Source organism: Rhizobium sp. R635 (genome assembly GCF_002211285.1).
Classification (GTDB): Bacteria; Pseudomonadota; Alphaproteobacteria; order Rhizobiales; family Rhizobiaceae; genus Rhizobium.
The window spans coordinates 143,236-168,462 of record NZ_LOKX01000033.1 but is presented as its reverse complement, the minus strand read 5'-3'; the positions used below and the strand labels follow the sequence as shown (position 1 = coordinate 168,462).

At 62.4% G+C, this 25,227-nt stretch carries 29 protein-coding genes; 22 read left to right on the top strand and 7 right to left on the bottom strand.

Features of this window, described 5'->3' with window-relative positions; genetic code table 11:
• Positions 1-37: 37 nt before the first annotated feature.
• A complete protein-coding gene (locus ATY78_RS22185; RefSeq protein WP_088684452.1) occupies positions 38-1,024 on the bottom strand; it encodes a sugar ABC transporter substrate-binding protein in 987 nt (328 codons plus the stop codon).
• Between the two features lie 297 nt (positions 1,025-1,321).
• On the opposite strand from ATY78_RS22185, the gene ATY78_RS22180 reads away from it, so the two are divergent.
• Positions 1,322-2,332: a LacI family DNA-binding transcriptional regulator gene (locus ATY78_RS22180; protein WP_088684451.1), complete on the top strand. Its 1,011-nt coding sequence runs from the start codon at positions 1,322-1,324 to the stop codon at positions 2,330-2,332.
• Positions 2,333-2,360: 28 nt separating this feature from the next.
• On the opposite strand, the gene ATY78_RS22175 is transcribed toward ATY78_RS22180, so the two are convergent.
• The 3 genes from ATY78_RS22175 to rsmI all read right to left on the bottom strand — a co-directional run bounded on the left by ATY78_RS22175 (position 2,361) and on the right by rsmI (position 4,257).
• A complete protein-coding gene (locus ATY78_RS22175; RefSeq protein ID WP_245313617.1) occupies positions 2,361-2,864 on the bottom strand; it encodes a cupin domain-containing protein in 504 nt (167 codons plus the stop codon).
• A gap of 117 nt (positions 2,865-2,981) precedes the next feature.
• A complete protein-coding gene (locus ATY78_RS22170) occupies positions 2,982-3,350 on the bottom strand; it encodes a YraN family protein (protein ID WP_088684450.1) in 369 nt (122 codons plus the stop codon).
• Positions 3,340-4,257: a 16S rRNA (cytidine(1402)-2'-O)-methyltransferase gene (rsmI, locus tag ATY78_RS22165; protein ID WP_088684449.1), complete on the bottom strand. Its 918-nt coding sequence runs from the start codon at positions 4,255-4,257 to the stop codon at positions 3,340-3,342. The genes ATY78_RS22170 and rsmI overlap by 11 nt, the downstream gene beginning before the upstream one ends.
• A 259-nt stretch (positions 4,258-4,516) precedes the next feature.
• Between rsmI and dnaN the strand changes: the two genes are divergently transcribed.
• The 10 genes from dnaN (at position 4,517) to ATY78_RS22115 (ending at position 11,265) form a co-directional block, all read left to right on the top strand.
• A complete protein-coding gene (dnaN, locus tag ATY78_RS22160; RefSeq protein WP_088684448.1) occupies positions 4,517-5,635 on the top strand; it encodes a DNA polymerase III subunit beta in 1,119 nt (372 codons plus the stop codon).
• Positions 5,636-5,691: 56 nt separating this feature from the next.
• Positions 5,692-6,597: a DUF72 domain-containing protein gene (locus tag ATY78_RS22155; RefSeq protein ID WP_088684447.1), complete on the top strand. Its 906-nt coding sequence runs from the start codon at positions 5,692-5,694 to the stop codon at positions 6,595-6,597.
• A 95-nt stretch (positions 6,598-6,692) separates the two neighbouring features.
• Positions 6,693-7,292, top strand: coding sequence for a phospholipid N-methyltransferase PmtA (gene pmtA / locus ATY78_RS22150; RefSeq protein ID WP_088684446.1), 600 nt, complete (start codon positions 6,693-6,695; stop codon positions 7,290-7,292).
• Position 7,293: 1 nt separating this feature from the next.
• Positions 7,294-7,875: a histidine phosphatase family protein gene (locus ATY78_RS22145; protein WP_088684445.1), complete on the top strand. Its 582-nt coding sequence runs from the start codon at positions 7,294-7,296 to the stop codon at positions 7,873-7,875.
• A gap of 6 nt (positions 7,876-7,881) precedes the next feature.
• A complete protein-coding gene (pyrF, locus tag ATY78_RS22140; RefSeq protein WP_088684444.1) occupies positions 7,882-8,589 on the top strand; it encodes an orotidine-5'-phosphate decarboxylase in 708 nt (235 codons plus the stop codon).
• 23 nt (positions 8,590-8,612) lie between these two features.
• A complete protein-coding gene (locus tag ATY78_RS22135) occupies positions 8,613-8,900 on the top strand; it encodes a DUF1330 domain-containing protein (protein ID WP_088684443.1) in 288 nt (95 codons plus the stop codon).
• Between the two features lie 110 nt (positions 8,901-9,010).
• Positions 9,011-9,991 (top strand): complex I NDUFA9 subunit family protein, encoded by a 981-nt coding sequence (locus tag ATY78_RS22130; RefSeq protein WP_088684442.1) that lies wholly within the window; start codon positions 9,011-9,013, stop codon positions 9,989-9,991.
• Between the two features lie 283 nt (positions 9,992-10,274).
• On the top strand, positions 10,275-10,427 hold the full coding sequence (locus ATY78_RS28635; RefSeq protein WP_088684441.1) for a hypothetical protein: 153 nt from the start codon (positions 10,275-10,277) through the stop codon (positions 10,425-10,427).
• Positions 10,428-10,627: 200 nt separating this feature from the next.
• Positions 10,628-10,873 carry a type II toxin-antitoxin system VapB family antitoxin gene (locus ATY78_RS22120; RefSeq protein ID WP_088684440.1) on the top strand — a complete coding sequence of 82 codons (246 nt, stop codon included), beginning with the start codon at positions 10,628-10,630 and terminating at the stop codon, positions 10,871-10,873.
• On the top strand, positions 10,870-11,265 hold the full coding sequence (locus ATY78_RS22115) for a type II toxin-antitoxin system VapC family toxin (RefSeq protein ID WP_088684439.1): 396 nt from the start codon (positions 10,870-10,872) through the stop codon (positions 11,263-11,265). Before ATY78_RS22120 ends, ATY78_RS22115 begins: the two co-directional genes overlap by 4 nt.
• A 117-nt stretch (positions 11,266-11,382) precedes the next feature.
• On the opposite strand, the gene ATY78_RS22110 is transcribed toward ATY78_RS22115, so the two are convergent.
• Entirely contained in the window at positions 11,383-12,180 is a 798-nt protein-coding gene (locus ATY78_RS22110) for an undecaprenyl-diphosphate phosphatase (RefSeq protein ID WP_088684438.1), read from the bottom strand.
• Positions 12,181-12,440: 260 nt separating this feature from the next.
• On the opposite strand from ATY78_RS22110, the gene ATY78_RS22105 reads away from it, so the two are divergent.
• Genes ATY78_RS22105 through ATY78_RS22095 form a run of 3 tightly spaced genes read left to right on the top strand, consistent with a single transcriptional unit; the run spans position 12,441 to position 15,172 of the window.
• Positions 12,441-13,133, top strand: coding sequence for a glutathione S-transferase family protein (locus tag ATY78_RS22105; protein ID WP_088684437.1), 693 nt, complete (start codon positions 12,441-12,443; stop codon positions 13,131-13,133).
• A 12-nt stretch (positions 13,134-13,145) separates the two neighbouring features.
• Positions 13,146-14,303, top strand: coding sequence for a tRNA epoxyqueuosine(34) reductase QueG (queG, locus tag ATY78_RS22100; protein ID WP_088684436.1), 1,158 nt, complete (start codon positions 13,146-13,148; stop codon positions 14,301-14,303).
• A complete protein-coding gene (locus ATY78_RS22095) occupies positions 14,303-15,172 on the top strand; it encodes an SDR family oxidoreductase (RefSeq protein ID WP_088684435.1) in 870 nt (289 codons plus the stop codon). Before queG ends, ATY78_RS22095 begins: the two co-directional genes overlap by 1 nt.
• Positions 15,173-15,358: 186 nt before the next feature.
• Here ATY78_RS22095 and ATY78_RS28920 read toward each other — a convergent pair whose 3' ends face one another.
• Positions 15,359-15,739, bottom strand: coding sequence for a hypothetical protein (locus ATY78_RS28920; protein WP_245313619.1), 381 nt, complete (start codon positions 15,737-15,739; stop codon positions 15,359-15,361).
• Between ATY78_RS28920 and ATY78_RS22090 the strand changes: the two genes are divergently transcribed.
• From ATY78_RS22090 to ATY78_RS22065, 6 genes are all read left to right on the top strand, one after another.
• Positions 15,621-15,944 carry a septal ring lytic transglycosylase RlpA family protein gene (locus ATY78_RS22090; RefSeq protein ID WP_245313618.1) on the top strand — a complete coding sequence of 108 codons (324 nt, stop codon included), beginning with the start codon at positions 15,621-15,623 and terminating at the stop codon, positions 15,942-15,944. The two genes, ATY78_RS28920 and ATY78_RS22090, sit on opposite strands and share 119 nt — an antisense overlap.
• A 143-nt stretch (positions 15,945-16,087) precedes the next feature.
• Positions 16,088-17,377 carry an RsmB/NOP family class I SAM-dependent RNA methyltransferase gene (locus ATY78_RS22085; protein ID WP_088684433.1) on the top strand — a complete coding sequence of 430 codons (1,290 nt, stop codon included), beginning with the start codon at positions 16,088-16,090 and terminating at the stop codon, positions 17,375-17,377.
• 191 nt (positions 17,378-17,568) lie between these two features.
• Positions 17,569-18,846 carry an imelysin family protein gene (locus ATY78_RS22080; protein WP_088684432.1) on the top strand — a complete coding sequence of 426 codons (1,278 nt, stop codon included), beginning with the start codon at positions 17,569-17,571 and terminating at the stop codon, positions 18,844-18,846.
• 46 nt (positions 18,847-18,892) lie between these two features.
• Positions 18,893-20,569: a di-heme oxidoredictase family protein gene (locus ATY78_RS22075; RefSeq protein WP_245313616.1), complete on the top strand. Its 1,677-nt coding sequence runs from the start codon at positions 18,893-18,895 to the stop codon at positions 20,567-20,569.
• Entirely contained in the window at positions 20,569-21,669 is a 1,101-nt protein-coding gene (locus tag ATY78_RS22070) for an imelysin family protein (protein WP_088684431.1), read from the top strand. Before ATY78_RS22075 ends, ATY78_RS22070 begins: the two co-directional genes overlap by 1 nt.
• Positions 21,670-21,673: 4 nt before the next feature.
• Positions 21,674-22,771 carry a DUF1513 domain-containing protein gene (locus ATY78_RS22065; protein ID WP_088684430.1) on the top strand — a complete coding sequence of 366 codons (1,098 nt, stop codon included), beginning with the start codon at positions 21,674-21,676 and terminating at the stop codon, positions 22,769-22,771.
• On the opposite strand, the gene ATY78_RS22060 is transcribed toward ATY78_RS22065, so the two are convergent.
• Positions 22,753-23,829 (bottom strand): DUF2252 family protein, encoded by a 1,077-nt coding sequence (locus tag ATY78_RS22060; protein ID WP_088684429.1) that lies wholly within the window; start codon positions 23,827-23,829, stop codon positions 22,753-22,755. The genes ATY78_RS22065 and ATY78_RS22060 overlap by 19 nt on opposite strands.
• Before the next feature lie 238 nt (positions 23,830-24,067).
• Between ATY78_RS22060 and ATY78_RS22055 the strand changes: the two genes are divergently transcribed.
• Both ATY78_RS22055 and ATY78_RS22050 read left to right on the top strand, forming a co-directional pair.
• Positions 24,068-24,517, top strand: a complete 450-nt coding sequence (locus ATY78_RS22055; protein ID WP_088684428.1) for a PaaI family thioesterase — start codon at positions 24,068-24,070, stop codon at positions 24,515-24,517.
• Positions 24,514-25,152: a 5'-methylthioadenosine/S-adenosylhomocysteine nucleosidase gene (locus tag ATY78_RS22050; RefSeq protein ID WP_088684427.1), complete on the top strand. Its 639-nt coding sequence runs from the start codon at positions 24,514-24,516 to the stop codon at positions 25,150-25,152. Before ATY78_RS22055 ends, ATY78_RS22050 begins: the two co-directional genes overlap by 4 nt.
• Positions 25,153-25,227 lie beyond the last annotated feature (75 nt).

Sequence of the window (25,227 nt, the reverse complement as noted above, 5' to 3'; positions counted from 1 at the left end):
GCCGGCGCCTCCTTTACCTTGCAGTCGGCAATCCCGATTATTTGAGATCGGCTGACGTGACGAGCTTGACGTCGGTCTTGACCCAGCCGGTGAATTTCTCGCCGGCAAGTTCACGCATACCATAGTCGATGCCCATGACGGCCATCTGCGCGCCATACTGCTCGACGGTGGCAAGCATCTTGCCATCCTTGATCAGCGGCTGCACCGGCGGAATGTTGTCGAAGCCGACGACCTTGATCTTGCCGGCCTGGCCGGCGGCATCGAGAGCCTTGACGACGCCCAGCGCCATGGAGTCGTTGGCGGCCATGACACCTTGAATATCCTTATACTTCGTCAGGAAATTCGTCATGACGGTGTTGGCTTCTTCCGTCTCCCAATGGGCGGTCTTGCTGTCGAGAAGCTCTAGCTTGCCCGTCTTGACGGAATCCATGAAGCCTTCCTTGCGCTCCTTGGCATTGTCGGCCTCGGGGTTGCCCTCGAGGATGACGACCTTGGCGCCGGGGCCAAGATCCTTGGCCAGCGCATCGCCCGCGAGCTTTGCGCCTTCCTTGTTGTCAGGCCCGAAGAAAGCGAGATCGATCCCGGCCTTCTTCTTGGCATCGGCATCGAGCGGCACGTCGATGTTGATGACCTTGACGCCGGCCTTCACAGCTTTTGCCAGCGGGGTCGCCATCGCCTTGGAATCGGCGGGCGCCACGACGATGATGTCGTATTTCTGGGTGACGAAGTTTTCGACGGCATCGACCTGCGCGGCGAAATCACGCTCGTCCTTCATGCCGACGGCCTTGAAATCGAACTTGTCCTTGTTCTCGGCCGCATATTTGTCGGCGCCGGCCTTCATCTGCTTGAAGAACTCATTGGACAGAGACTTCATGATCAGGCCGACCTTCGGCTTTTCGGCCGCAAAGGCGGGCGATACGCCGCAGGACAGCGCAAGCACCAGGGTACCGGCGAGGCCGAGCTTCAATGCGGCACGGCGCGGCGCACTGGCCAAGACGGATTCACGCTTCATAGATTTGGACATTTTTTCCTCCCGAACGGCTCTGGGCTCAGCTCCATCTGAGTTGCCCTCGGCAATGAACCGTTTCCAACGCCATCTGGGTAGCACGCCCTCGAAAATTGTCAAGTCGCCGATAGGAGGCCAAACTTTGCCCGGAATTGACATGTTCGAGGTATTTTACAAATATTGCAATGAACCGGTTCCATCGAGAGGTCGAATGAATGCGGACTTTGACCGGAGCCGCGAGAACGATTAGCTGGAAGCCGATCAGGCGCCCCGGGCGTCTTCCGAAGGCGCTATTGAAGGGCAAATGTTTCCGTTATGTCGAAAGTCGGGATTAGAGACGTTGCCAAGCTTGCGGGCGTTTCCACCGGGACGGTCTCGAGGGTTTTGAACGATCATCCCTCGGTCACGAAGGAATTGCGGGCGCGCGTCGACGGCATCATCAAAGAGCTCGGCTATATGCCCGATCCCTCCGCCAGAAGCATGCGCAGCAAGGTCAGCCGCCTCATCGGCATCGTCATTCCGGATCTGACCAATCCGTTCTTCTCCGAACTCGTCCAATCCGCGGAACAAGCGGCGGCAAATCACGGCTACAACATCATCGTCATGACGTCGTTTGATCATGCGGCCAAGGAGGCCGACCGTATCAGACAGCTGACGAGCCGGAAGGTGGACGGCATCATTCTCGTTCCCAGCAACGATTTCCATACGCTCAAACTGCCGAAAGGATTGCCGATCGTCGTCGTCGACCGTCTCATGCCGGGATATTCCGGCATTGCCGCCGATCACCGCAACGGCGTTCGCCTCGGCGTCGAACATCTTCTGAAGCTCGGGCATCGCCGTATCGGCTTCATTTCGGGGCCCAAACACTCCGTTCCCGCCAACGATCGCCTCAGGGGCTATCTCGATGCGATGGAACAGACGGGCGGCGGCACGGAATTGGGGGCATCGCCGCTGATTGCCGAGGCGGCGTTCGACTATGAGAGCGGCCGTTCGGCGGGCAATTATCTTCTGGCGCGCGCGCGCAACGAGCGGCCGACGGCAATCTTTGCAAGCTCGGACCAGCAGGCGATCGGCTGCATGCGGGCGGCGCATGATTTGGGAATCCCGATCCCTGCCGCCCTTTCCGTCGTCGGCTTCGACGGCATCCCGCTCGCAAGCATGACGACGCCGCGGCTGACGACGGTGAAGCAGCCGATTCAGGAGGTGGCCGCGGCGGCGGTGGCCGTCCTCTTAAACAAGCGGACGGCACCCGAGCTCGACAAACCGATCCTGTTCGACTGCGAGTTTCTAAACGGCGAAACGACCGCCCCGCCGCAGCCCGATTAGCTGGGAATGAACGACACCGGCAGCGAATTCAGGCGGCGATGCCCTGGTTGCCGCCGTTGCGCAGCATGTTGCGGAGACGATAGGCGATCGCCAAGGGCTTCGGGAAAGGCTTGCGCAGGAAGGCGACCTTGCGGACATAGTTGTCGACCCGCCAGCTCGCCCAGGTTCCGCCTGCGAAAAAGGCGACGTCGCCGACGGCAAGGGTTCGCTCCGTGCCGTCCTCGGCGGTGATGTGGACCTCGCCTTCGAGGATCATCACGGTCTCGTCCCAACCGAAATACCAGCGGAATTCGCCCGCCGTGCAGTCCCAGATCGCCGTCAGAGACGCCTCGTCATGGCCGCGCGAATGTTCGGCCGTGCGGGCCTCAGGGTTGCCGCTGACGATCCAGTCCGGATTGATCGGCGTCGGCTTCAGCGGCAGCATGTCGCTTGCATGCGCGATGAAAGATTTTCCGGCCGGCTTCAGCGCAACATAAGGCACGGAGCGCGCAGCCATGGCGGCCGCGCTTGCAAGCATCATCTTCCAGGCCACGTAACAACCCCCGATTATTATCCCTACCAAGGCCGGGGATAGCAGAGAGTCGTAAGGAGCCCGTTCACGCCGGCATTAAAATTTTAAGGATCGGGAAAGCCGGTGGGTCGAAAGAGGTCAGAATGCATCGGGAAAGTGCCGCGGCAGCCGGCCGGGCATGATCGCCACGATATCGTAGCGTTGGGAAAGACGAGCGTGATCGGTCTGCCGGGCAAGCCAAAGATCGCTTGCCGCGCGTATGCGCTTCTGCGAGGCGATGGAGACGGCGTCGACGGCCGCCGCCTCGCCATGGCGGGCCTTGACCTCGACGAACACGGCGAGATCGCCCTTACGGGCAACGATATCGATCTCGCCGAGCCTGGTGCGGTGGCGAAGCGCCAGGATGCGATAGCCCTTCAGCATCAGGAAGACAGCCGCGACATATTCCGACATGCGGCCGCGCCGCAGCGCCTTCCTTCTGATGGCGGTGAGATCCTTATCGCCCATCGGCGCCCTTCATCTCCAGCAGGCGCTGGTAGAGCGCCTTGCGCGGCAGGCCGGTGAGCCGGGCCGCCTCGGTCGCAGCCTTTGCCGTCGGCATCGTTTTCGAGAGATCGGCGAGCATGGCTTCGACATCGGCTTCAGGCGTTTCGGCCGGCTGCGGCGGGCCGACGACGAGGACGATCTCGCCCTTGACGTTTTCCACCTGCTGATAATGCGCGGCAAGCTCGGCCAGCGTGCCACGGCGAAACTCCTCATAGGTCTTGGTCAGCTCGCGGCAGACGGAGGCGGGCCGGGCGGCCCCCAGCACATCGGCGGCGGCGAGAAGGGTGGCGCCGATGCGATGCGGTGATTCAAAGAAGATCAGCGTCGCCGGTGCGGCGGCAAGTTCGCCGAGACGGTCGCGGCGGGCCTTGTCCTTGACCGGCAGGAAACCGGCGAAAAGAAAGGCGTCATTCGGCAGGCCGGAACCGACAAGGGCCGCGAGCGGCGCCGACGCTCCCGGGATGGGAATGACGCGATAGCCCGCCGTGATCGCCTGCTGTGCCAGCCGATAGCCGGGATCGGAGACGAGCGGCGTGCCGGCATCGGAAACCAGCGCCACCGACCGGCCCGCCTCCAGCGCCTGCAGGAGCCGCGGCCCCGCTTCGTCGGCATTATGCTCGTGATAGGCGAAAGGGCGGTTCTGGATGCCGTAGCGATCGAGCAGGACACGGGTGACGCGCGTGTCCTCGCAGGCGAGCACATCGGCGCCGGCCAGGGTTTCCAACGCGCGCAGCGTGATGTCGCCGAGATTGCCGATGGGGGTCGCGACCAGATAAAGCGCCGGCTCCAGCGGCCGCGCCGGCACCGTTGCATTGTGCAGGCGGAAGCTTCGCCGGCCGGCGGTTTCCGCTGTCGTTTCCTCATTCATGCCATTTGCTTTCCGTCCCGCCGGCGCCCTGCCGGTTCATCGGCCTTTATGGGCGAGCGGCACCGCTTCGGCAAGGGTTCGGATTTCTGTGAGGATTGCTCCGGAAAACCGCAAATGCGGGCTCGGAGCCATCCATGCCTCTTGCAAACCGATGCTGAAGTCTGCCATTTTGCCCGTCCACTCCCGGTCCAAAGTCGGGAAAGCATTCTTCGGGTGCTCGATGCGCCCGGACAGTCACGGTCGAAAGCGGTAGCATCCCATGCGTATTACTATTGAGCGGTCAAACCTGTTGAAATCGCTGAACCACGTCCATCGCGTGGTCGAACGTCGCAACACGATCCCGATCCTGTCCAACGTATTGCTCAAAGCCGACGGCCAGAACCTCGATATGAAGGCGACCGACCTCGACCTCGAAATCACCGAGGCGACGCCGGCAAGCGTCGAACAGCCCGGCGCCACCACCGTTCCCGCCCATCTTCTCTACGACATCGTGCGCAAGCTGCCCGACGGTTCGGAAGTGCTGCTTGCCACCAGCACTGACGGCGGCTCGATGACCGTGCAGTCCGGCCGTTCGAAATTCTCGCTGCAGTGCCTGCCGGAATCGGACTTCCCTGATCTGACCGCCGGCACCTTCACGCATTCCTTCAAGCTGAAGGCGACCGATCTGAAGATGCTGATCGACCGCACGCAGTTTGCGATCTCGACCGAAGAGACGCGTTATTATCTCAACGGCATCTTCTTCCACACGATCGAGAGCAAGGGCGACCTGAAGCTCAGGGCGGTCGCGACCGACGGCCACCGCCTGGCGCGCGCCGATGTCGACGCGCCCTCCGGTTCCGAGGGCATGCCGGGCATCATCATTCCGCGCAAGACCGTGGGAGAGCTGCAGAAACTGGTCGACAATCCCGAGGCCGTCGTGACCGTCGAAGTGTCCGATGCCAAGATCCGCATGACGATCGGCTCGATCGTGCTGACCTCGAAACTGATCGACGGCACCTTCCCGGATTATCAGCGCGTCATCCCGACAGGCAACGACAAGGAAATGCGCGTCGACTGCACGACCTTCGCCCAGGCCGTCGACCGCGTCTCCACAATCTCTTCCGAGCGCGGCCGCGCCGTAAAGCTCGCGCTTTCCGAAGGGCAGCTGATGCTGACCGTCAACAATCCGGATTCCGGCAGCGCGACTGAAGAAGTCGCCGTCGGCTACGATACGGATTCGATGGAAATCGGCTTCAACGCCAAATACCTGCTCGACATTACCGCGCAGCTTTCCGGCGAGGAAGCGATCTTCCTGCTGGCCGATGCCGGCTCGCCGACGCTGATCCGCGACACGGCCGGCGACGATGCGCTCTACGTGCTGATGCCGATGCGCGTCTGACGGGAACGAAGGCGCCCGTTTCCGGTTTTCCTCCAGTCAAACCGGAGGATGCCAGGATGAAGAAGACGGGAGCGGTGCGCATCGGCATTTCAGGCTGGACCTATGCGCCCTGGCGCGGCCAATTCTATCCGAAAGGCCTGCCGCAGAAGCAGGAGCTTGCCTACGCCGCCCGGCACTTCCGTTCGATCGAGATCAACGGCACCTTCTACGGATTGCAGAAGCCCGAAAGCTTCGGCCGCTGGCGGGACGAAACGCCTGACGACTTCGTCTTTGCGGTCAAGGGGCCGCGCTTCATCACCCATATGCGGCGGCTGAGGGAGATCGAGGCGCCGCTTGCCAACTTCTTCGCTTCCGGGCTGCTGCGGCTCGGCCCCAAGCTTGGGCCGATCCTCTGGCAATTCCCGCCGAACATGGCCTTCGATCCCGATCGTTTCGAAAGTTTCCTGTCGCTGCTGCCGCATGACCACGATGCGGCGACAGCTCTCGCCAGACGGCATGATGAGCGGCTCAAACATGCCTGGCTCGAAAGCGACGGACATCAGCCGATCCGCCATGCGCTCGAAATCCGCAACGACAGCTTCCGCTCAGCCGCCTTCATCGAGATACTGAGGCGACATAACGCCGCCTTGGTCTGCGCCGACACGGTGCAATGGCCGCTGTTGATGGACATCACCGCCGACTTCATCTATTGCCGGCTGCATGGTTCCGAACAGCTTTACATCAGCGGCTACGAGGATGAGGCACTCGACCTATGGGCCGAACGCATCCGCGCCTGGGCGAAGGGCAGAGAACCCGACAACGCGACGCGGATGCTGGAGCCGCTGCCGGCGCGAGCCAAGGGCCGCGACGTCTATCTTTATTTCGATAACACCGACAAAAAGCTGCGCGCGCCCGTCGACGCCGATCATCTCAGCGACAGGCTTGCGGATCTCATGCCTCGATCCGAGCGGAAGGCGGCATGAGCTGTTGATGCCGGTGTCTTCGTTGCGAAAATTCTTGTCCCGACAGCGACAAAGAGCATATTAAGACAGTCGATCAACATGCGGATGGGTGGAGAATGCGCTTAAGGGTCAAGGTGAGGGAACATCTCGGGAAGAAATTCGATGAAGAAATCCGTTTCTTCCGGGGCATGATGCAGGGGCCGAAGACGGTAGGCTCTATCGTGCCGACCTCTTCCATCACCGCCAAACGCATGGCAAGCGTCATCAACCTCAATTCCGGCCTGCCGGTGCTCGAACTCGGACCGGGCACGGGCGCTATCACCAAAGCCATTCTCGGACGCGGCCTGAAGCCGGACAATCTGGTCGCGATTGAATATTCGACGGATTTCCACCAGCATCTGCTGCGCACCTATCCGGGCGTGCACTTCATCAACGGCGATGCCTTCGATCTCAAGACCACGCTCGGCGCCTTCGGCGACCAGACGTTCGATTGCGTCATCTCGTGCATTCCGCTTCTGAACTTCCCGATGGCGATGCGCGTCTCGCTGCTCGAAAGCCTGCTCGACCGGTTGCCGGCCGGCCGGCCGGTGGTGCAGATATCCTATGGCGCGATTTCGCCGATCGCCGCCAATCCCGACCGCTACCACATTCAGCATTTCGACTTCGTGGTGCGCAACATTCCACCGGCGCAGCTCTGGATCTACCGGCGCGGCTGAGATGTTCGGGGTCTATATCACCCATCCGCAGGTCAAGATCGACGCGAACGTGCCCGTGCCGAAATGGGGGCTTTCCGATGTCGGCGCGGCGCGCGCCCGCAAAGCTGCCGAGAGCGGCTGGGCCGGGCAGCTGCGGCGCATCGTCTCCAGCGACGAGACGAAGTCGATCGAAACGGCCGAAATTCTGGCGAGAGCATCCGGCATCGGCATCGAGATCGTCCACGGTATGCACGAGAACGACCGCTCGGCGACCGGCTTCCTGCCGCCGCCGCAATTCGAGGAAGCCGCCGACTGGTTCTTTGCCAACCCGGAAGAAAGCTTCAAAGGCTGGGAACGCGCTGTCGACGCGCAGGCCCGCATCGTCGGGGCTGTCAATGCCGTTCTTGCCATGCATGATGCGACAGCACCCATCGCCTTCGTCGGCCATGGCGGTGTCGGCACGCTGCTCAAATGCCATCTGTCGGGCCGGCCGATCGGCCGCGACCGCGACCAGCCGGCCGGTGGCGGTAATCTCTATGCTTTCGGCCTTGCGGATCGCCGCTTATCATGCGACTGGACGCCCATCGAAGACTGGCGGGAGTGACTTGAAATGGACGCACGCGAGCGGCTGATCGTCGGCCTGGATGTTCCAACGATCGGCGAGGCGGAACGACTGGTTTCCACGCTCGGCGACGACGTTCTCTTCTACAAGATCGGCTACCAGCTCGTTTTTGCCGGCGGCCTGGAATTCGCCCGCGACCTTGCCGCCAGCGGGAAGAAGATCTTTCTCGACATGAAGCTGCTCGACATCGACAACACGGTCGCGTCCGGCGTCGAGAACATCGCCAAGATGGGCATGTCGATGCTGACGCTGCACGCCTATCCCAAAGCCATGAAGGCGGCGGTCGAGGCGGCTGCCGGCTCCGGCCTCTGCCTGCTCGGCGTGACCGTGCTCACCTCGATGGATGCCGACGATCTTGCCGACGCCGGCTACAATCAGGATCCGCACAGCCTGGTGCTGCGCCGCGCCGGCCAGGCGCGCGCGGCCGGGATGGGCGGCATCGTCTGTTCGGCGGCGGAAGCAGCCGAAGTAAGCGATATCGTCGGACCCGACATGGCGATCGTCACCCCAGGCATCCGCCCGACCGGCAGCGACAAGGGCGACCAGAAGCGGGTGATGACGCCTTTCGACGCACTGAAGGCGGGAGCCACGCATCTCGTCGTTGCCCGGCCGATCGTCAAGGCGCCCGATCCGAGGGAGGCCGCCCGCGCCGTCCTCAATGAGATGGTCAGCGCCCTCTGGCCGGCAAACCGCTAATTCAATCGCAAAGGGAGAAGACCATGGCCAAGGGATACTGGATTGCCCGCGTCGACGTTCGCGATGCCGAGCGCTACAAGGATTACGTGGCGGCGGCGAAGCTCGCCTTCGAAAAATACGGCGCGAATTTCCTGGCGCGCGGCGGCGCGATCACCGAGCTCGAGGGCAAGGCCCGCGCCCGCAACGTCGTGATCGAATTTCCCTCGATGCAGCATGCGGTCGACTGCTACAATTCACCCGAATACCAGATCGCCGCGAAAATCCGCCAGGAAGCGGCGGACGCGGAAATGGTCGTCGTCGAGGGCATCTGAACCACTTCGCACCTGCAAAACTGACGGCGCGATGGGCCTTCCCGTCACGCCGGGATTCGGCTAAGACGGGAGCCGATAAAGCACCCCAAAAGCCTTTCGAGGAGCCTGCCATGACCCTTGCCAACCTGCCGCCGCTCGTCACCGTGTTCGGAGGGTCCGGCTTCGTGGGCAGGCACGTGGTTCGCGCGCTCGCCAAGCGCGGATATCGCATCCGCGTCGCCGTGCGCCGTCCCGATCTCGCCGGCTTCCTGCAGCCACTCGGCAATGTCGGCCAGATTTCCTTCGTTCAGGCGAACCTGCGCTACCGCAGCTCGATCGACCGCGCCGTCAACGGTGCGAGCCACGTCGTCAACTGCGTCGGCATCCTGCATGAGACCGGCCGCAACACCTTCGACGCGGTGCAGGAATTCGGCGGTCGCGCGGTTGCCGAAGCGGCGCGTGGCGCCGGCGCCACGCTCACCCATATTTCGGCGCTCGGCGCCAATGCGAATTCCGATTCCGATTATGGCCGCACCAAGGGCCGCGCGGAAGCGGCCATCCTCTCCGTCAAGCCCGATGCGGTGATCTTCCGCCCGTCGATCGTCTTCGGACCGGAGGACAGCTTCTTCAACAAGTTTGCCAACATGGCGCGCATGTCGCCGGTCCTGCCGCTGGTCGGCGGCGGCAAGACGAAATTCCAGCCCGTTTACGTCGAGGATATCGCCGAGGCCGTTGCCCGCGCGGTCGACGGCAAGGTGGCCGGCGGCAGGATCTATGAACTCGGCGGGCCTGAGGTGCTGAGCTTCCGCGAATGTCTCGAGATGATGCTGAAGGTGACGAGCCGCAAGAACCCGCTCGTCTCCCTGCCCTTCGGCATCGCGTCGCTGATCGGCAGCATCGCCTCGCTGGTCCCGTTCATAACGCCGCCGATCACGCCGGACCAGGTGCGCCTGCTCAAGCACGACAACATCGTCTCCAAGGAAGCCGAGGCCGAAGGCCGCACGCTGAAGGGGCTCGGCATCACGCCCACCATGCCGGCATCGGTGCTTGCCTCCTATCTCGTGCAGTACCGGCCGCACGGCCAGTATACGGATTCCGGCAAGGCCGCCTGATCATCTTTCCCGAAGAATTGACAGCGTCGTCCGCGGATACCGCGGGCGGCGTTTTGCCGTCGTCCCGTCACGCAGCGCCTGCGCAAGTTTGGAATGTTTCCCTGCGGCCATATTGAGCGGCGTTGCATAAAAGACGCATCGGAAAATTTGTGGAATTAACGCCAAATTTAGCAGGAACGTTTATTGCTATTTGTCATTCCACTGACTACCAAACCCGCGCGTCCTCGAACGGACTCAACGCCTGCGAAAAGCGTGCGGCAATCACTGTGAAAGGCATTTCTCGATGGGCAAGTCAATCGCGCTCCTGTTTGCGTGTGCGGCGCTGGTTATCCTTGCAGGCTCCTTCGTTGCGCCCGGTTCGGTCGCGGCGTTGAAGGGCGACTGCTCGCCGGCTTACGGCGTCGATCCTTGCTCGACGGCTTCGATCATCCATTGACGAAAAGCCGGTCTTGAGACCGGCATTTATCAAAGACATTAGTCAACCCGAGCGCCTGATTGAGACGCTTGAAATGCAAGTGCCGTCCGGCCAGCATCAAAAACGGCGCGGACGTGCGCCGCTTAGGTCATTGCAAAACCATCTCTTGTATTACACTTTCAAAATAGCTGTGCTCGATTGGCTTTTGAGAGGTTGAAAAGATGTTGCAGGTGCCACAAGAGACCGAACGCCTCGCACGGCTCGTCGCCGATCGCACGGGGCGAAGCGCCGAAGACGTCGTTCGCGTCGCGATCGAGCGTGAAGCCATCACCTTCGGAGTGCTCGACAAGCCGAAGCACCGGATGACCGCCGAGGAGATGCTCGCCTTCGGAGAGAGGATTGCCGCCATGCCCGTGCTCGATCCTCGCAGCCCGCAAGAAATCATGGACGACCTGAACGCAATATGATCGTCATCGACACGTCTGCGCTGATCGCCATCTTCGAGAAAGAAGCCGACGCGGCGACTTATGCAGGCGCGATCGCCAACGCCGAGCGATTGGTCATGTCGGCGCTGAATGTCTATGAAACCGCTGTGGTCCTCCGCTCTCGCCGCGGCGAGGCGGCGGTTAATCAGTTCTGGATCTATCTGGACGAAGCGCAGGTAGAGATCGCTGCATTCGATCGAGAGCAGGCGCGATTGGCGGCCATAGCTTTCGGACAATTCGGCAGGGGAATTCATTCGAAAGCCAAACTCAATCTTGCCGATTGTGCCGCCTACGCGCTGGCGAAGAGCCTATCTCTGCCCCTCCTCTTCAAAGGCAACGACTTTGCCCATACGGATATCGAACCATGGCGTTGATCGTGCGGGGATCTCGACCCCTTATCAAAAGGGCGAAGGTAGTGGGATCGTCAGCCCCGATAGGGCGCCTTGCATTCGCGCCTGAGAGCTGCGCGAATGCAAGGCGAGACCGATATCTCAGGGAATCAGGCCGCCGGCAGCCAAGCCGAGCAGCAGGACGCCGAGAATGATCCGGTAAATTGCGAAGAGCGTGAACCGGTTGCTTCTGATATAGGCGAGCAGCCATTTGACGGCGATGAAAGCGACGACCGTGGAGGCGACGAAGGCTATGCCGAGCGCCGTCCAGTCTTCGCCTGCCGCTCCGCCGTCCTTGAAGGCCTTCAGCAACTCATAACCGCTCGCGGCATACATCGTGGGAATGCCGACGAGGAAAGCGAATTCGGTCGCGGCAGCGCGATTGCCCGTGCCCGCCAGCATGGCGACGAAAATCGTGGCGCCGGAGCGCGACGTTCCCGGAAAGATGCCGGCGACGATCTGGGCGATGCCGACCAGAATGGCGACGAGCCAGGTGATCTCCTTGTGAGGCGGCCTGCGCGCCGCGGCCCATTCGGCGAAGATCATCCAGATACCGCCGATGATGAGCGCCCAGGCGATCGGCGTCGCGGTCTCGGGAAGCTCATAGCCGAGCCTCTTGACGACAAGGCCCAGGATCGCGGTGATGAGAAAGGCGACGATCAGCTTGGCGGCATAATCGCGGTTTGCCGGCTCTCGCCAGCCGAGCACCAGATCCACCAGACGACGCCAATAGATGATGGTCACGGCGAGGATGGCGCCTGCCTGGATGACGATATTGAACATGTCCGACCGGTGACCCAGCCATTGCTCCGCAATGATGAGGTGGCCGGTGCTCGAGATCGGCAGAAACTCGGTAATCCCCTCGACGATACCGAGGATAATAGCATTGATATAGTCCATAAATTGTCTCCGGTTTAAAGGTCGTTCGGACCGAGCATCTCCGGCTGGAAATGCTCCGGGCTGCGCTTGAGCCGATCAGGCGCGGCCTCTATCCTCGTGCACAAGAAGCGTGTTTTATCCCCTCTCAGATGGCGTGAGATCCGATTCGCTTGTATTGCCCCGGCCAAGCTCCTATAGCTTCAACCAATGAGTCATGACTAGGGCGCTATAAATGAGCTGCCGCACAGTCCTGTAACAGCAATCATAAAGCACGAGTATCGATGCCCACGCTTTATCACCATCCCATGTCATCCGCATCTCGCTTCGTCCGGCTGATCCTGGCGGAATACGGCTATCAGGCGGATCTGATCGAAGAGCAGACCTGGGAGAAGCGCCGGGATTTCCTGGCGCTCAATCCCGCCGGCACGCTGCCGGTCTATGTCGACGACAGCATGCGCGCACTTTGCGGCGCGACCGTCATTTCCGAATATCTGGACGAGACGCACGGCGTCCTGAAGCGCGACCGGCGGCTGCTCGCCGAGGACCCTTTCCAGCGGGCGGAAATCCGCCGGCTGAGCGAGTGGTTCATGCAGAAGATGGAAAACGACGTGACGAAGCCGCTTGCCCGCGAGCGCGTCTACAAGTTGCAGATGACGGCCGACCAGGGCGGCGGAGCGCCGGATTCGAAGATTTTGCGCACGGCCCGCGCGAATATCCGCCAGCATATGCGCTATCTCACCTGGCTCGCCGGCTCGCGCCAATGGCTGGCGGGCGAGCGGATGAGCTATGCCGATCTTGCCGCCGCCGCCTCGATTTCGATCCTCGACTATCTCGGCGAGATCGATTGGGCGGATGCGCCTGTCGTCAAGGAATGGTATCAGAGGCTGAAATCGCGCCCCTCCTTCCGGCCGATGCTGACGGAACGCGTGCGCGGCCTGACCCCCGTTTCGCATTATGCGGATCTGGATTTCTGACGAGGGCTCTTCATGCCCGAAGCTGACAACCACGACAAAGAGCGGCGGCGCCGCGACAATTTGACCGACTTCGTCAGGGCGGAATCTGCCGCCAAGGGCTTCGATCTCTGCCGCATCACGCGCCCGGACGCCATCCCCGAAGCAAAAGAGCGGCTCGGCCAGTTCATCGACGCCGGGCGTCACGGGACGATGGACTGGATGGCGGAGACGCGCGACCGGCGCGGCGATCCCCGCACACTCTGGAGCGAGGTGCGATCCGTCGTCGTCTTCGGCCTCAACTACGGACCGGAGGAAGATCCGCGCGGCATCCTCGGCAAGCCTGACAAGGCGGCGATTTCAGTCTATGCCCGCAATCGCGATTATCATGACGTCATCAAGGGCCGGCTGAAGGAGATCGCCACGCGCTTTGCGGCGCGGGCGGGCGCCGATGTGAAGGTCTTCGTCGATACCGCGCCCGTCATGGAAAAACCGCTGGCGGCGGCGGCCGGCCTCGGCTGGCAGGGCAAACACACCAATCTCGTCAGCCGCACGCACGGTTCCTGGCTGTTTCTCGGCTCGATGTTCACCACCGCCGACCTTGCCGTCGACGCGCCGGAGATCGATCATTGCGGCTCCTGCCGCGCCTGTCTCGACGCCTGCCCGACCGCCGCTTTTCCGGCGCCTTACCAGATCGATGCGCGGCGCTGCATCTCCTATCTCAGCATCGAGCACAGGGGACCGATCGATCCCGACCTGCGGGTGCTCTTCGGCAACCGCATCTATGGCTGCGACGACTGTCTTGCCGCCTGTCCCTGGAACAAGTTCGCAAGTGCCGCCTCCGAAATGAAGCTGAAGGCGAGAGAAGATCTGCAGGAACCGTCGATCGCCTTTCTGCTGACGCTCGACGATCCGGCTTTCCGCACCTTATTCAGCGGCTCGCCGGTGAAGCGGATCGGCCGCGACCGCTTCATCCGCAATGTGCTGATCGCCGCCGGCAATTCCGGCGAGAAGTCACTGATCCCACAATGTCGCATGCTCGCGGACGATGCCTCGCCGGTGGTGCGAGGGATGGCGGTTTGGGCGCTTTCGCGGCTGATGGAGGCTGGCGAATTCTCGGCCTTTGCCGCACAAAGGGCCGGCGAGAGAGATGACGACGTACTGAACGAATGGCGGCTGGCAGGAGTGGGCTGATGCATGTGATGATCTTTGGCTGCGGTTTTTCCGGCACGGCCATCGCCGAGGCTTTCGCCGGCGATGGCGTGCGCGTGTCGGGCACGACCCGCTCGGCAGAGAAGACGGAAGCGCTCCGCCGCGCCGGCATCGAAGCATTCCTGTTCGATGGCGAGACCATGGAAGAGGGTCTCGTCCAGGCTTTGGCCGATGTCACCCATCTCGTGCAGTCGATCGCGCCTGGAAAGGCCGATCCGCTGCTGCGGCTGCTCGGCGAAGACGGCGCAGGCCTGCTGCCGAGGCTCGAATGGATCGGCTACCTCTCCACCGTCGGCGTCTATGGCGATCACAAGGGAGCCTGGATCAACGAGGAAACGCCCTGCGTGCCCGTTTCGGGACGCTCGAAGGAGCGGCTCGAGGCGGAAGAGGGCTGGCTGGCAATGGGCGCGAAGTGCGGCGTGCCGGCGGCCGTGCTGCGCCTCTCCGGCATTTACGGGCCGGGCCGCAATGCCTTCTGCAATCTGGAAAAGGGCACGGCGCGGCGCCTGATCAAGAAGGACCAGGTTTTCAACCGCATCCGTGTCGAGGATATCGGCGCGGCGACCCGCTATCTCTCGGACCATCGCCTCGGCGGCATCTATAATGTCACCGACGATCGGCCGGGCCCGCCGCAGGACGTGATCGTCGAGGCGGCGCGCCTGATGGGCGTCGAGCCGCCGCCGGAGCAGGCTTTCGAAACCGCCGAACTGACGCCGATGGCCCGCTCTTTCTATGGTGAGAACAAACGGGTTTCGAATGCGAAATTGAAGGCCGCTGGCTTCGAATTTTCCTTCCCCAACTACCCGATGTCGCTCGCGCAATTGTGGCAGGACGGACGCTGGCGCGGTTAGATCAACACCGGCCGCTGGTGACCGGGGTTATCACCCAAAATGAGTAGGAAATTCCTACTTTCTGCATTTATCAGAACAATTCTCGCCGCAGAACATGGTTAACGGCCTCTGAATTTGCCCAAATGTGGCAGCAAATATGGCAGACGCGGAAAAAATATTTCGTGATTTTTGTGAAGGCCGTGAAGTTTAAAACTTCCTCGGAAAAATCATTTGAATTTTAGCTGATTTCATTGCGTTTTTTCCACATCCTACCACACGTGGCAAATTCTCATATTTTATCAATGGCCTCACAAATATTACACTATGTAACATTCCGTGATCGTTCACGGCACTTTTTCGCCATTTTTCGACGGATTTAAGCCCCGCCGCCTGCAAGGGCGTGAGTTCAATAGTTGAGGGATACTCCGTTTTGAAGAAAATCTGCCGTTCTATTGTCGCTGCCGCGACTATTGCAGCCTGTTCTTCCTTGCTTCCGGCGGAAGGTTTTGCTGCAAATGGTTGCGGTGGTGCTTCATGGTACGCACTTCGCTCCAAAACTGCTTCCGGAGAACGCATGAACCCTGCCATCTTGACTGCCGCGCACCGCTCGCTCGCATTCGGCACCAAGGTGAAGGTCACCAACCGCAACAATGGCCGCACCGTCGTCGTTCGCATCAACGATCGCGGTCCGTTCATCCGGGGACGCGTGCTCGACCTGTCGCGGGCTGCCGCGCAGAATATCGGCATGGTGAGCTCGGGCACTGCGAAGGTCTGCTACCAGGTCGTCAGCTGAGGCTGAAGGCTGCGCCGCCAGCGGCGCTTGCTCTTGCCGCCAATCGCGGTTACCACGCGGTTGAGACTTGTGCACAATCCGCCCCGCGCCCATCACGTCTGCGCGCGGATCGTTCACACGCCACGGCAACAGGAGACATGTGAATGCGTTTGGGCGGCCGCCTCGAAGGGGCGATTTCTGTGCTCGCGGACATCGATGCCCGCAAGCGACCCGTCGCCGACGCGCTGAAGGACTGGGGCCTCGCGCATCGCTTCGCCGGCTCCGGCGACCGCGCCGCAATCGGCAATATCGTCTACGACGCCCTGCGCATGCGGCTTTCCCATGCCTGGCTCATGGATGACGACAGTGCCTCGGCCATTGCCTACGCCGTCATGTTCCGCCAGTGGGGTTTTACACCTGACAGCCTCGCCGCCGAACTGGCCGACGACAAGTTTGCGCCGCCGCCGCTTCCGGCCGATGCCGCCGCCGCTTTCGCAAGCCGCTCGCTCGACGATGCGCCGCCGCATATCCGCGGCGATATTCCAGAATGGGTTCAATCCTCCTTCGAACAGGCCTTTGGCGCCAATTGGCTCGCCGAGGCACAGGCGCTTGCCGCCCGCCCGACGCTCGATCTGCGCGCCAACATCCTGAAAGCCTCCCGCGACAAAGCCGTCAAGGCGCTCGAAAGAGCCGGCGCGCATGCGGCGAAGATCGCCCGCTACGGCATCCGGATTGCCGCAGGCGAAGGCGCCTCGCGTCTTCCCAACGTGACAGCCGAGCTTTCGTTCCAGAAAGGCTGGTTCGAAGTTCAGGACGAGGGATCGCAGATCGTCGCCGATCTGGTGCTGGCGCGCGACGGCGAACAGATCCTCGATTACTGCGCCGGCGGCGGCGGCAAGACGCTCGCCATGGCGGCCGCCATGCAGAACAAAGGTCAGGTTCATGCCTATGACGCCGACCGCAAGCGGCTGGCGCCGATCATCGAGCGGCTGAAGCGCGCGGGCACCCGCAATGTCCAGGTGCATGACGACGCCAAAGGGCTTTCCGGCCTTGCCGGCCGCTGCGACAAGGTGCTCGTCGATGCACCCTGCACCGGCACCGGCACGTGGCGGCGGCGGCCCGATACCAAATGGCGGCTGACCGCAAAGAACCTCGACGAACGCACTGCCCAGCAGCAGGATGCGCTGGCGCAGGCAAGCGGCTTCGTCAAACCGGGCGGCGAACTGATCTACGTCACCTGCTCGGTGCTGCCTCGGGAAAACGAGGAGCAGGTGCGCCGTTTCACAGCCGACAACCCCGGCTTCCAGATCGTCAGCGCCCTGCCCGCCTGGGATGGACTGTTCGGCAAGGATGCCCCGCGCCCGCGCTCTTCCGACGGCCTGACGGTGACGCTGACGCCCGCTTCCACGGATACCGACGGCTTCTTCTTCTGCCGCATGCAGCGGAAGGGATGACGGGGTTCGGCGATGCCGGAACCGTCCACGCAATTGCCGCTGATTTTCCGGGCTGACGCCTTTCAAACGGGCGGTTTGGAAGCACCTCCGCATCCTTAAAATCATTCCAAACTAGAGCATTTGACACCAGTTTGCTTTTGCGCGAAGAGACGGAGCCCCATTAGACGGAATATCCGTCACAGGAGAGGATCATGAAGCTTAACCGCAAATTCCGCGCAGCCGTGCTGGCGATTGCCCCCGCGGCCCTGCTCGCCCTTCCCGCGCAGGCCGAGACCGATGCTGCCGCCGTGGTGAAACACTATGCCGACGTGGCGCACGCCAAATACGAGGATTCGCTGACGACGGCAAAGGCGCTCGACGCCGCCATCGATGCCTTCCTCAAGGCGCCGACCGACGAGACGCTCAAGGCCGCCAGGGATGCCTGGATCAAGGCGCGCGTTCCTTACCAGCAGACGGAAGTCTACCGCTTCGGCAATCCGATTGTCGACGACTGGGAAGGCAAGGTCAATGCATGGCCTCTCGACGAAGGCCTGATCGACTATGTCGATGCCTCCTACGGCAGCGAGAGCGACGAAAACTCGCTCTACGTGGCGAATGTCATCGCCAACAAGACGATCAAGATCGATGGCAAGGATATCGACGCCTCCAAGCTGACGCCGGAATTCCTCTCCGGCACGCTGCAGGAAGCCGGCGGCATCGAAGCCAACGTCGCGACCGGCTATCACGCCATCGAATTCCTGCTCTGGGGCCAGGATCTGAACGGCACCGGTCCCGGCGCCGGCAACCGCCCCGCGACGGATTACGACCTCAAGAACTGCACGCACGGCAATTGCGACCGCCGCGCCGAATATCTGAAGTCCGCCTCCACCCTGCTCGTTTCCGACCTGCAGGAAATGACCGACAACTGGAAGCCGGACGGGGCTGCGACCAAGAACGTCGAATCCGACCCGAAGGCCGGTCTCGTCGCCATTCTGACGGGCATGGGTTCACTCTCCTATGGCGAGCTTGCCGGCGAGCGCATGAAGCTCGGCCTGCTGCTGCATGATCCGGAGGAGGAGCATGATTGCTTCTCCGACAATACCTACAACTCGCATCTCAACGACGCGATCGGCATCGCCGCCGCCTATACCGGCAACTACACCCGCGTCGACGGCACCAAGCTCAGCGGCCCGTCGCTGCACGATCTCGTTGCCGCCAAGGACAAGGCGCTCGATGCCGAGACGGAAGGCAAGCTCAACAAGACGCTCGATGCCATGAACGCCATGGCCAAGCGCGGCGAGACGGTCGAGAAGTACGACCAGATGATCGCCGAAGGCAACAAGGAAGGCAACGCCGTCGTCCAGGCCGCCATCGACGGACTGATCGACCAGACGAAATCGATCCAGCGCGTTATTGCCGCACTCGATCTCGGCACGGTTCAGCTTGAAGGTTCCGACAGCTTGGATAATCCTAACGCCGTCTTCAAATAAGCAAAAGGCGGGCCGCTTCGAAAGCCGAGGCGGCCCGGACTCTGAAATGCCGTTTCCTACTTCCCTCATTCCTGTGCTTGGCACAGGAATCCAGCCACGGCGCGTCGGCGCCGTGAATGACTCGGTCAAGGGGGAGTCTTCCGCGCCCAAAGATTTGGGCGCACTGGATTCCTGTGACAAGCACAGGAATTGTCTCGCAAAACTTCATCTATCTATCCGCATCGCGGTCTTTGCCGCCCTCGCAGGCGCACCCGCAGCCATCGCCGCCGGGTTCGATCTGCCGACGAAACGCACGGACCTCACCGAATCCGATCTCAACCGCGTCGCCGACGTCACGCGGCCGACGGCTGATTTTTCCAAGGCCGAACAATACGAAGCGATGCAGGCGGGTGCCGCGACCTCGGTCGATCCCGTCACCGAGGACAGTTTCTCGCATATTTCGGCCAACATTCCCTTCGAGGAAGAGCAGAATTTCAAGCTCGGCAATGCGCTCTTCCGCAAGCTCTGGGTTTCCGCTCCCTCCTCGACGCAGGCCTCCGATGGTCTCGGGCCGCTCTTCAACGCCCGCTCCTGCATGAGCTGCCATGTCAATGACGGCCGGGGCAAACCGCCGGAGGGCGGCCCGAGCTCTACTTCGATGTTCCTGCGGCTTTCGCGCGCGGCCAGAACGCCGGAAGAGGAGAAAGCGATCGCGAATGCCGACGTCGTCAACTTTCCCGACCCGGTCTATGGCCATCAATTGCAGGATCTTGCCGTTCCCGGCCTTGCCGCCGAAGGCAGGATGGCGATCCGCTATGACGAAGAGCCGGTCACCCTCGGCGATGGTGAAACGATATCGCTTCGCCGGCCGCACTATGCGGCGGTGAACCTCGCCTACGGGCCGCTTGATGCGGCGACGACCATTTCGGCGCGCATGGCGCCGGCGATGATCGGCCTCGGACTGATCGAAGCCATTCCGGAAGCCGATATCCTGGCTCACGCCGACCCCGATGATGCAGACGGCGACGGCATTTCGGGCAAGGCGGCGATCGTGCGCGACCATCGCAACGGCAAGATCGCGCTCGGCCGTTTCGGCTGGAAGGCACAGAACGCCACGGTGCGCGATCAGAGCGCGGATGCCTTCGCCAACGATATCGGCATCTCGACGCCCGATCATCCGGATGCGCATGGCGACTGCACCAAGCCGGAAGAAAAATGCCTTGCTCTGCCGACCGGCGTCCAGAAACGGCTGGGCGCAGAAGAAGCGCCCGGGCCCATTCTCGACCTCGTGACCTTCTATTCGGAAAACCTGGCCGTTCCGGCGCGACGCAAGGCAAGCTTTCCCGAGACGCTGCGGGGCAAGCGGATCTTTTACGAAACCGGCTGTATTTCCTGCCATGTGCCGAAATTCGTCACCCGCCGGGATACGCCTGACAAGGCGCAGTCCTTCCAGCTGATCTGGCCTTATTCCGATTTTCTCCTGCACGACATGGGCGATGGCCTAGCCGACGGGCAACAGGTCGGCCTTGCAAGCGGACGTGAATGGCGCACGCCACCGCTATGGGGTATAGGACTGACCCGGACTGTCAGCGGACACAGCTTTTTCCTGCATGACGGCCGTGCGCGGGATGTCACCGAGGCGATCCTCTGGCATGGCGGCGAAGCTGAAAAAGCCCGCAACGCTTTCTCTGCCCTGTCGAAAGACGACAGGGCGGCCCTGATTACATTCCTGGAGTCACTTTGATGCGCCTTTGGCACCCCCTGCTCTGCCTCACTCTGATCGGCTTCGCCACATCGGCCGCCGCCCAGACCGCCGCTCCTCCGGCAGGGCTGAACGAGGATGCCGTTCCCGCCGTCATGCAGCGCGCCGTCGACGAAGTGATCCGTCCCGGCTATCGCAACATGCAGCAATCGGCCGCCCGGCTGACGACGGCGATGAAGGACCTTTGCGACGGCGGCACGCAGCAGACGCTCGACAAAGCGAAATCCGCCTTCGACGATACGATCCGCTACTGGTCGATCATCGAAATCGTCCAGACCGGCCCCGTCATCCAGGACAATCTCTTCGAGCACATCCTGTTCTATCCCGACCGCAAGGGCGTCGGCCTCAAGCAGGTGCAGGCGCTGATCGCCAAGGCCGATCCGAAGGATGCGACGGTCGATGCGATCGCCGGCAAGAGTGTCGCGCTCCAGGGCCTGACGGCGCTGGAATATGTGCTTTACGGCAACGGCTCCGACGATCTCGTCAAGCAGAAGGGCGGCTTCCGCTGCCTTTACGGCGCGGCGATCGCCGGCAATATCCAGCGCGAGGCCGGCGAAGTCGTCGCCGCCTGGGAAAAGCCCGACGGGGTGCAGGCGAGCTGGAAACATCCCGGCCCGCAGAGCGACGATTTCATGGACAACAAGGAAGCCGTCACCGCCCTGCTCGGCATTCTCGTCCATGGCGCGGAGAATGTCCGCGACCAGCGGCTGGAGCAGTTCTACAAGGGCAAGGACACCGCGCCGCGCCCGCGCATGGCGATCTATTGGCGGTCGAAAAACACCTGGAAGTCGATGGCCGCCAATCTGGAGGGCCTGCGCACGCTCTGGCAGAAGGCCGGCATGGCCGAGCTCCTGCCGCCGGACAAGCAGGCGGTCGCCGCATCGATCGACGAGAATTTCAAATCGCTGCTCGAGAACGTTCCGAAGCTCAATCCCGATATCGAAGTCGCAACCAGCGATGCCGAGAAGGCCAAGCTCGACACGCTGCTGGCCGAGAGCCGTAATTTGATCACCAAGATCAGCGACGATTACGGTGCGGCCGTTGGGCTTTCGGCCGGCTTTTCCTTTTCCGACGGAGACTGATGCGATGTGGAGAAGTGCCGCGATCGACCGACGCAGCTTCGTCAAGGCGGCAGGAATGGGCTTTCTTGCAGCCTTGGCGCCCAAGTCGCTGATGGCTCTCGAACGGGCCGATGCGGTCTATGCCTCGGGCATTCGCGCAGCCGACGGCTCCTTTGCCGTCGCGACCGTGACGGAGGGCGGCGAGATCATCGACCAAGTGGCGCTTCCGGCGCGGGCTCACGGCATGGCCTTCAGTGCGGCCACCGGCAAGACCGTCGCCTTCGCGCGCCGGCCCGGCACCTATGCGATGATCTTCGACCCTCGGAATAAGGGCGAGCCGATCGTCATCAGCTCCAGGGAAGACCGGCATTTCTACGGTCACGGCGCCTTCTCTCCCGACGGCCGCCTGCTTTACGCCAGCGAGAACGACTTCGACGGCAATCGCGGCATGATCGGGCTCTACGACGCCACCGACCGCTTCACCCGCATCGGCGAATTCGAGACTTACGGTATCGGCCCGCACGACATGACGGTTTCCGATGACGGGCGCCTTCTCATCGTCGCCAATGGCGGCATCGAAACCCATCCGGATTTCGGCCGCACCAAGCTCAATCTCGGGGCGATGCAGCCGTCTCTCGTCCTGATCGATGCGGCGACCGGTGCGCTGGTCGAAAAACACATGCTGCCGGCGGAATGGTCGGCGCTCTCCACCCGCCATGTCGACCTCGGCGGCGATGGCCGCATCTGGTTCGCGTGCCAGTATGAAGGCCACCGCAACGATCTGCCGCCGCTTGTCGGCCATTTCGCCAAGGGCGAGGACCTCTCCTTCATCGACCTGCCGGAAGAGACGACGCGCAGGCTTGCCAACTACGTCGGCGCGATCGCCGTCAATCGCAGCGAAGGCCTCGTCGGCGTCACCTCGCCGAAAGGCGGCGCCTCGGTGACGATCGATGCCAGGACGGGCAAGGTACTGGCCGAGACCATCGTTCCGGATGCCGCCGGCATTGCGCCGGCAAGAGAGGGCTTTGCCGTCTCCTCCTATGACGGCGATTTCCGGTCGACCCGCAGCGACGTCGCCTGGGATCAGCACATCGTCCGGATCTCTCAACGCCTGCGTTCATAAGCCTTCTGCTCGGCGCTGATCGCTGTCGCCGCGGCCCTTGCCGCCTCATGCAGCCATTCGCTTCCGCGCCCCCGCAGATCGTCCAGGATCGCCGCAGCCGCCGCCGGATCATCGGAATGGCAGTTGGCGATCTCGAAGCCCATCAGCTCGAGCATCGTCGGTGCAAGGAGGATTTCCGGGTGCTTGTCGATTTCGATCTTGCGGCTGTTCGGCGAGAGCCGGCGCAGGAGAATACGCCCGGAGACTTGATAGTGGGGATCGGCCGAGCGCATCCGGCCGCCGGCGATCTTGCCCGCATGGATCGTCCCATCCCGCGGCCCATGGCAAAGCGACCAAGCCGACGGCACCAGCGCCTTCGCCTCGCGCAGCACGGGCCCGCCCTGCCATTCGGCATAGGCGACGAAGCGCGGCCGGCCGAGGCTTCCGGTGCCGGCGCTCCGCGGCTTCGCCACGAAGGGACCTGATCCGGGCGGCAGCGCACCGGTGAGCGCCTTGACATAGGCTGGAGGCGCCGGCTTCTTGCCGGGACGCAGCACCTCATATTTCTCCCAGAATTCCCGGCGTTCCGAATTCGGCAGCATCAACGCCTTCCGCAACCATTTATAGTCGCGCTCGAGGATGACGGGCAGCGGATTTTCAATGCCCCTGCGATAACCACTCAGGATCAGTTCGCCGATCCTGCGGACGGACGGGCCGTTGTCGCCGCGCGCCAGGATGGCGCTTGCCGCCAGACGAACGAGATCCAGCGCATAGGGCATCACCGCCGCATCGTCGAAATCATTGACGCCCCAGACGAGCCGGCCCTCGACATCGCGCCAGGTGCCGAAATTTTCCAGATGCGTATCGCCGACCGCGAGCACCTGGGGCGCGCTCGCAAGCTTCGGGCAGATATCGAGGATAGTTTCGCACCAGCGCCAATAGGTGGCGCGCAGGAAGACGAACTCGTTGCTGCGCATCTTCTTGTGCTTCTCGCGCAGATCCTTCTTGACGAGATCGTCGCCGAGTTCGCCGGCCAGCCAGTCCTCGAAATTCCGGACCGATTGCGATATCGTCGTCATGCCGCTGGCGCTCCATCATCGGGATCGGCTGCGAGAATACGCGTTCCGCGCGAAGCTGCAATCGCATTGCACGAAGCCGATCGGCCGACGATGCAGGCTTGCGCAACGGCGGCACGGCGAAAGGTGGCCCCGGCGACACGCCCTGACGTTTCCATCGCCGCCGAGATCGATTTCGGCGATGTCCAGCTTGTCGAATCCGGCGTGTCATGCCACTTTCGCGGCTTCGAGAGGGGTAGCCATGAGCGAGACTGACAGGGGCGATTTCCGCGCGCGAATCCGCCGTAATTTTGCGCGCCAGGCGGCGATGCAGACGATCGGCGCGGAATTGACGCGCGTCGAGCACGGCGTCGTCGAGATCGAGCTTCCCTTCGACGTCAAACTGACACAGCAGCACGGCATCCTGCATGCCGGCATCATTTCCGCAGCACTCGATTCGGCCTGCGGCTTTGCGGCCTACAGCCTCATCGACCCGGAAGCCTCGATCCTGACGATCGAGTTCAAGGTCAATCTCATGTCGCCGGGGCGGGGCGATCGCTTCCTGTTTCGCGGGGAAATCACCAAGCCCGGCTCGACCATCATCGTCGCCGACGGACGAGGCTACGCGATCGGCGACGGGCCGGCGAAGCTCATCGCCTCCATGACCGGAACGATGATGGTCATTCGCGGTAGAGAGGGAATTACCGGATGAAGTTCGAACTGAAGTCGGTCGCGGGAAAATCCATCCTTTTCGTGATGGCGGCGGAAGCCGAATACGGCCCCTTCCTGCGTTCGCGCATCGAACCCTTGATGACCGGCGTCGGCCCTGTGGAAGCGGCGGTCGCGCTGACCAGAGCCCTGGCGCGGCTCGATGCCGCAGACGATCTGCCCGATCTCGTCGTCTCGCTCGGCTCAGCCGGCTCGGCCAAGCTCGAACAGACCGAAATCTATCAGGTGACTTCGGTTTCCTATCGCGACATGGACGCCTCGCCGCTCGGCTTCGAAAAAGGCCAGACGCCCTTCCTGGACCTGCCCGTGACGCTGGAGCTGCCGCTGCGCATTCCCGGCATTCCGGAAGCCAGCCTTTCCACAGGCGGCAACGTCATCTCGGGTGCCGCCTATAGCGGCATCGACGCCGACATGGTCGACATGGAAACCTATGCGGTGCTGCGCGCCTGCCAGGGCTACAAGCTGCCGCTGATCGGGCTCCGCGGCATTTCCGACGGTGTCGTCGAGCTGCAGCACATTTCGGGCTGGACCGAATATCTGCACATCGTCGACCGCAAGCTCTCCTACGGCGTCGACAGCCTGTTCACGGCGCTGGAAGACGGCGTGTTCTGGTTCTGAGCCTGACGGCGCCGATGCGCGTCTTAAAGGACGTGCGGGGACAATCGGAACAATAAAAAGCCGATGCCGCCGATT

Coding starts and splice junctions, on each gene's coding strand:
- ATY78_RS22180 (WP_088684451.1), top strand. CDS start 1,322: ATGTCGAAAGTCGGGATTAGAGACGTTGCCAAGCTTGCGGGCGTTTCC.
- queG (WP_088684436.1), top strand. CDS start 13,146: ATGCCCGAAGCTGACAACCACGACAAAGAGCGGCGGCGCCGCGACAAT.
- pyrF (WP_088684444.1), top strand. CDS start 7,882: ATGGACGCACGCGAGCGGCTGATCGTCGGCCTGGATGTTCCAACGATC.
- ATY78_RS22075 (WP_245313616.1), top strand. CDS start 18,893: ATGCCGTTTCCTACTTCCCTCATTCCTGTGCTTGGCACAGGAATCCAG.
- ATY78_RS22185 (WP_088684452.1), bottom strand. CDS start 1,024: ATGTCCAAATCTATGAAGCGTGAATCCGTCTTGGCCAGTGCGCCGCGC.
- ATY78_RS22060 (WP_088684429.1), bottom strand. CDS start 23,829: ATGACGACGATATCGCAATCGGTCCGGAATTTCGAGGACTGGCTGGCC.
- ATY78_RS22155 (WP_088684447.1), top strand. CDS start 5,692: ATGAAGAAGACGGGAGCGGTGCGCATCGGCATTTCAGGCTGGACCTAT.
- ATY78_RS28920 (WP_245313619.1), bottom strand. CDS start 15,739: ATGGCAGGGTTCATGCGTTCTCCGGAAGCAGTTTTGGAGCGAAGTGCG.
- ATY78_RS22055 (WP_088684428.1), top strand. CDS start 24,068: ATGAGCGAGACTGACAGGGGCGATTTCCGCGCGCGAATCCGCCGTAAT.
- pmtA (WP_088684446.1), top strand. CDS start 6,693: ATGCGCTTAAGGGTCAAGGTGAGGGAACATCTCGGGAAGAAATTCGAT.
- ATY78_RS22080 (WP_088684432.1), top strand. CDS start 17,569: ATGAAGCTTAACCGCAAATTCCGCGCAGCCGTGCTGGCGATTGCCCCC.
- ATY78_RS22145 (WP_088684445.1), top strand. CDS start 7,294: ATGTTCGGGGTCTATATCACCCATCCGCAGGTCAAGATCGACGCGAAC.
- ATY78_RS28635 (WP_088684441.1), top strand. CDS start 10,275: ATGGGCAAGTCAATCGCGCTCCTGTTTGCGTGTGCGGCGCTGGTTATC.
- rsmI (WP_088684449.1), bottom strand. CDS start 4,257: ATGAATGAGGAAACGACAGCGGAAACCGCCGGCCGGCGAAGCTTCCGC.
- ATY78_RS22115 (WP_088684439.1), top strand. CDS start 10,870: ATGATCGTCATCGACACGTCTGCGCTGATCGCCATCTTCGAGAAAGAA.
- ATY78_RS22050 (WP_088684427.1), top strand. CDS start 24,514: ATGAAGTTCGAACTGAAGTCGGTCGCGGGAAAATCCATCCTTTTCGTG.
- ATY78_RS22070 (WP_088684431.1), top strand. CDS start 20,569: ATGCGCCTTTGGCACCCCCTGCTCTGCCTCACTCTGATCGGCTTCGCC.
- ATY78_RS22110 (WP_088684438.1), bottom strand. CDS start 12,180: ATGGACTATATCAATGCTATTATCCTCGGTATCGTCGAGGGGATTACC.
- ATY78_RS22120 (WP_088684440.1), top strand. CDS start 10,628: ATGTTGCAGGTGCCACAAGAGACCGAACGCCTCGCACGGCTCGTCGCC.
- ATY78_RS22065 (WP_088684430.1), top strand. CDS start 21,674: ATGTGGAGAAGTGCCGCGATCGACCGACGCAGCTTCGTCAAGGCGGCA.
- ATY78_RS22105 (WP_088684437.1), top strand. CDS start 12,441: ATGCCCACGCTTTATCACCATCCCATGTCATCCGCATCTCGCTTCGTC.
- ATY78_RS22085 (WP_088684433.1), top strand. CDS start 16,088: ATGCGTTTGGGCGGCCGCCTCGAAGGGGCGATTTCTGTGCTCGCGGAC.
- ATY78_RS22095 (WP_088684435.1), top strand. CDS start 14,303: ATGCATGTGATGATCTTTGGCTGCGGTTTTTCCGGCACGGCCATCGCC.
- ATY78_RS22130 (WP_088684442.1), top strand. CDS start 9,011: ATGACCCTTGCCAACCTGCCGCCGCTCGTCACCGTGTTCGGAGGGTCC.
- dnaN (WP_088684448.1), top strand. CDS start 4,517: ATGCGTATTACTATTGAGCGGTCAAACCTGTTGAAATCGCTGAACCAC.
- ATY78_RS22135 (WP_088684443.1), top strand. CDS start 8,613: ATGGCCAAGGGATACTGGATTGCCCGCGTCGACGTTCGCGATGCCGAG.
- ATY78_RS22170 (WP_088684450.1), bottom strand. CDS start 3,350: ATGGGCGATAAGGATCTCACCGCCATCAGAAGGAAGGCGCTGCGGCGC.